We start from the raw sequence: 4,236 nt of genomic DNA, 5'->3' as shown, positions 1-4,236 counted from the left end.
GCCTCTTTTTCACTTATAAGTAATTATTAAAAATTACTTATCTTCTTTCTTGCCACCGCTAGCACGGAAAGCACGTACACGATCAAGCTCAGATAAGTACTTCTTACGAATACGAATAGACTTAGGAGTTACCTCAACTAATTCGTCTTCATTAATGAACTCTAAAGCTTGCTCTAAGCTCATATGTACAGCTGGAGTTAAGATAATATTGTCATCAGAACCAGCAGCACGTACGTTGGTTAACTTCTTGGTCTTTAAGCAGTTTACAGTAAGATCGTTAGAGCGAACGTGTAAACCAATGATTTGGCCCTCATAGACCTCTTCACCAGCATCAACAAATAAACGACCACGCTCTTGTAAGAACCATAAAGCGTAAGGAACAGCCTTACCAGTGTCGTTGGAAATTAATACACCATTAGCACGCTCACCAATGGAACCACCAACAAACTCATCATAGCTGTCAAAAGTGTGGTACATCAAGCCAGTACCAGAGGTTAAGGTCATATATAAGCTTTGGAAGCCGATTAAACCACGGGCAGGAATACGGTAGTCTAAACGTACACGACCCTTACCATCTGGGTTCATATTCTTAAGCTCGCCCTTACGACGGCCTAACTCTTCCATAACAGCGCCTTGGTTGCCCTCATCAAGATCTAAGGTAAGCACCTCATATGGCTCAGTAACCTTGCCGTTTTCATCTTTATGTAAGATAACCTCTGGGCGAGATACGCCAAGCTCATAGCCTTCACGGCGCATTTGCTCAATTAAAACGGATAAGTGTAATTCACCACGACCTGATACACGGAACTTATCAGCCTCAGCAGTGTTCTCTACACGTAAAGCTACGTTATGAACTAACTCTGTGCGTAAACGCTCCTCGATATTACGAGAGGTTACGAACTTGCCCTCACGACCTGCAAATGGTGAGGTGTTAACACAGAAGGTCATAGAAACAGTTGGCTCATCAACAGTTAATGCAGGAAGAGCTTCAACAGCTTGTGGAGCGCAAATAGTATCGGAAATCTTAAGCTCGCCTAAGCCAGTTACAGCGATAATATCGCCCGCACTAGCCTCTTCAACCTCAGAGCGGCGTAAGCCTAAATAGCCTAGTACCTGACCAATACGACCTTGGCGGGTAGAACCATCAGCGCCAACAATAGTAACAGCCTGATTTGGCTTAGCACTACCACGAGTTACACGACCAACACCAATAACACCTACATAAGAGGTAAAGTCTAATGATGAGATCTGCATTTGGAATGGGCCATCACGATCAGCTTGTGGTGCGCTTACTTTTTCAATAATAGTATTGAATAAAGGCTCCATATTGTCGCCATGGTTCTCAGGATCTTCGCTAGCCCAGCCTGAAAGTGCAGAGGCATAAATAATTGGGAAATCAAGCTGCTCATCAGTAGCGCCAAGATTATCGAAAAGATCAAATACCTGATCAATAACCCAGTCAGGACGTGCACCTGGACGATCGCACTTATTAATAACTACGATTGGCTTTAAGCCACGAGCAAAAGCCTTTTGGGTAACGAAACGTGTCTGTGGCATTGGGCCATCAACTGCATCAACTAACAGTAATACAGAGTCAACCATAGACATAACACGCTCTACCTCACCACCGAAGTCAGCGTGGCCTGGGGTATCTACGATGTTAATACGATAATCTTGCCAGTTAATAGCGGTATTTTTAGAGAGAATGGTAATACCACGCTCTTTTTCAATGGCATTAGAATCCATAACACGCTCTTGGCCTAATTCTGTACGGTCAAGGGTGCCTGATTGACGTAATAACTTGTCAACTAAAGTAGTCTTGCCATGATCGACGTGAGCAATAATGGCAATATTACGGATTTTTTGAACATCCATATGAAAAATACCTTTAAAAAGTGCCGCCAAATGTGGCTATAACTTGCATATACTAAAACGGCTACAGATTTGCGCTAAAGTATGAAAATTCTGTGATTTGCAAATTAGCTGTTGTGAACAAACTATGATGGAAATGGATAAGAAAAGTTAAGCAGGGCCATGAAATATAAAAAAAATGGCTGAGCACAAATATTACTAAACCTACCTAGTACTATCCTATAGCAAGGCTTTTAAACAGGTAAATAGTAGATCCATCACAAATGAGCCTAGTGACAATAAAAATTGGGATCATATTCTCGCTTTTACTACAGGCTACTTGCAAAATTTGCCCCGCTATTTTAGCGCAAAAATAATTGAGATTATCATAATGTAGAAAAAAGCTTATCTATTAGTGCAATGTTAATTTGACTATAGAGTTTAGCAAGAAATATGATATTTTCTGATAGTGCCTTATGCTCTGCATAAGACTCTCACAGTGCTTGTGACAAAGCAGATAACTTAGCTAAAAACATCAAATGTAATTTTTATATGAAAGAATTAATTAAGTATTTTATTTGGCGTATCAAGCGTGACGATATTGCCCTGCAAGCTGGTGCTTTGGCTTATACCTCAGTTTTAGCTTTAGTACCTGCTGTTACTATTGTGCTTTCTATTTTTGCTATGGTTCCTGCTTTTACTCCCGTAAAGCAAGAAATGATGGCCTTTGCTACCAACAACTTTTTGCCTGTTTTTACTGATGCCATTGGTGACTCTATTACTACCTTTGTAAACCATGCTGCATCCATGACTATTACAGGCTCGCTCATGCTCTTTTTAGTAGCGTTGATGTTGATTAGATCTATAGATCAAGCTTTAAATCGTATCTGGCGAGGTGGTAAGCGTAGCTTTACTATGACCTTTGCTATTTATTGGACTATGTTAACCGTAGGCCCTTTGTCCTTAGGAATTGTTGTTTGGGTCTCAACTAAATTAATTGCTTCACGTTTCATTGAAGACATGCAATTGGACTCTGCTGTCCGAGTACTATTGTATATTTTGCCTTTTTTAGTAGAGGCAGGCATGATCTTCGTAATTTATACTGTGATTCCAGTATGTAAGGTAAAAGCTCGTGATGCGGCAATGGGAGCTTTTTTGGTAACAGCAATCTTTGAGGTTTTAAAAAGATTATTCTCAACCTTTATTCTAAACTTCTCTTCTTATGAAGCTATTTACGGTGCTCTTGCTGCTTTGCCTGTATTAATGATTTGGATTTATTTAAATTGGTGGCTCATTTTGATTGGCGCTGAGTTTACCTCTGTTTTGGGTATTGCTCGTGGTGATGGTACCGAGCAAGTGCCTAAGCTTATTCGCTCCTTAGTTAGCGCCACTGAGGCTAATCGTATGCATGGACGTATTCTTTACTCATCAGAAGACCTAAAGAATAAAGAGGCCAAAAGATCAATCAAAGTGCAAATTAGCCCTAATCGTCAGCGTTTAGACAAATAGTCCAGTTCCTAAGCCCAGTTCCCAAGCTAAGTTTCTTTGCAGACTTGAACACCATTTAATGGCCATAAAGTCGCTAAGAGCAATAGAGCCACACTACATAGGCAATATAGTGTGGCTCTATTATTAGAATATAAGCTCTTCTTCTTCATAGTTGTTATGTGGTTTTGAAATAATACTATCGATCAAAGCGTCCTTTAATAACTCCATTTCCGTGGCATTAGCTTGATTTTCTAGTTGTTTTTGCCTATTTAAAGCCTGATGCTCCTCTTCTAACATATCCTGCGCATGCTTATTGTCCTCAACAGCTGCGCCCTCCATCTTAGGCTCTATCTTACCCTCAATAGCAGCGCCCTTATCCTGGCTATTCTGGTTCTGGCTATTAGCAGTGCTTTCAGACTTGGCCTCTCCCTCAGGCTTGGCTGCGCCCTCCGTCATAGGCTCCTGCTTACCCTCAACAGCAGCGCCCTTAGTATCACTATCCTTGCTATTGCTGTCGCTATCGTTCTTAGCTGAGCTCTCAGGATTACCCGCCACCTCAGGCTTTGCATGAGCTTCTTGCTCTATCTTACCCTCAACAGCAGCGCTCATAGCCTCACTAGACTTGCTATCGCTATTAGCTGAGCTTTCAGGCTTTTCCGCCACCTCAGGCTTTGCAGGGGCTTCTTGCTCCTGCTTGCTCTCAATAGCAGTGCTCATAGCCTCACTAGACTTGCTATCGCTATTAGCTGAGCTTTCAGGCTTTTCCGCCCCCTCAGGCTTTGCAGGGGCTTCTTGCTCCTGCTTGCTCTCAACAGCAGCGCTCATAGCCTCACTGGACTTGCTATCGCTATTAGCTGAGCTTTCAGGCTTTTCCGCCACCTCAGGCTTTGCAGGGGC

3 protein-coding genes are annotated in these 4,236 nt (G+C 42.1%); 1 reads left to right on the top strand and 2 read right to left on the bottom strand.

Annotated elements, in window-relative coordinates; genetic code table 11:
- Nucleotides 1-33: 33 nt before the first annotated feature.
- A complete protein-coding gene (gene typA, locus MXE38_RS11870) occupies nucleotides 34-1,875 on the bottom strand; it encodes a translational GTPase TypA (protein ID WP_246915344.1) in 1,842 nt (613 codons plus the stop codon).
- Nucleotides 1,876-2,403: 528 nt separating this feature from the next.
- Here typA and MXE38_RS11865 point away from each other — a divergent pair.
- Nucleotides 2,404-3,360, top strand: coding sequence for a YihY family inner membrane protein (locus MXE38_RS11865; protein WP_246915342.1), 957 nt, complete (start codon nucleotides 2,404-2,406; stop codon nucleotides 3,358-3,360).
- 123 nt (nucleotides 3,361-3,483) lie between these two features.
- Here MXE38_RS11865 and MXE38_RS11860 read toward each other — a convergent pair.
- Nucleotides 3,484-4,236: hypothetical protein (locus MXE38_RS11860; protein WP_246915339.1), on the bottom strand; the 753-nt coding region annotated here is incomplete at its 5' end.

The organism is Anaerobiospirillum sp. NML120448 (assembly GCF_023050945.1).
GTDB lineage: Bacteria > Pseudomonadota > Gammaproteobacteria > Enterobacterales > Succinivibrionaceae > Anaerobiospirillum.
Note: the sequence above shows the minus strand (reverse complement) of the source record. Positions and strands in the feature narration are given on the sequence as shown.

Excerpts from the sequence above, each read along its gene's own strand:
- typA (WP_246915344.1), bottom strand. The coding sequence starts at position 1,875 with ATGGATGTTCAAAAAATCCGTAATATTGCCATTATTGCTCACGTCGAT.
- MXE38_RS11865 (WP_246915342.1), top strand. The coding sequence starts at position 2,404 with ATGAAAGAATTAATTAAGTATTTTATTTGGCGTATCAAGCGTGACGAT.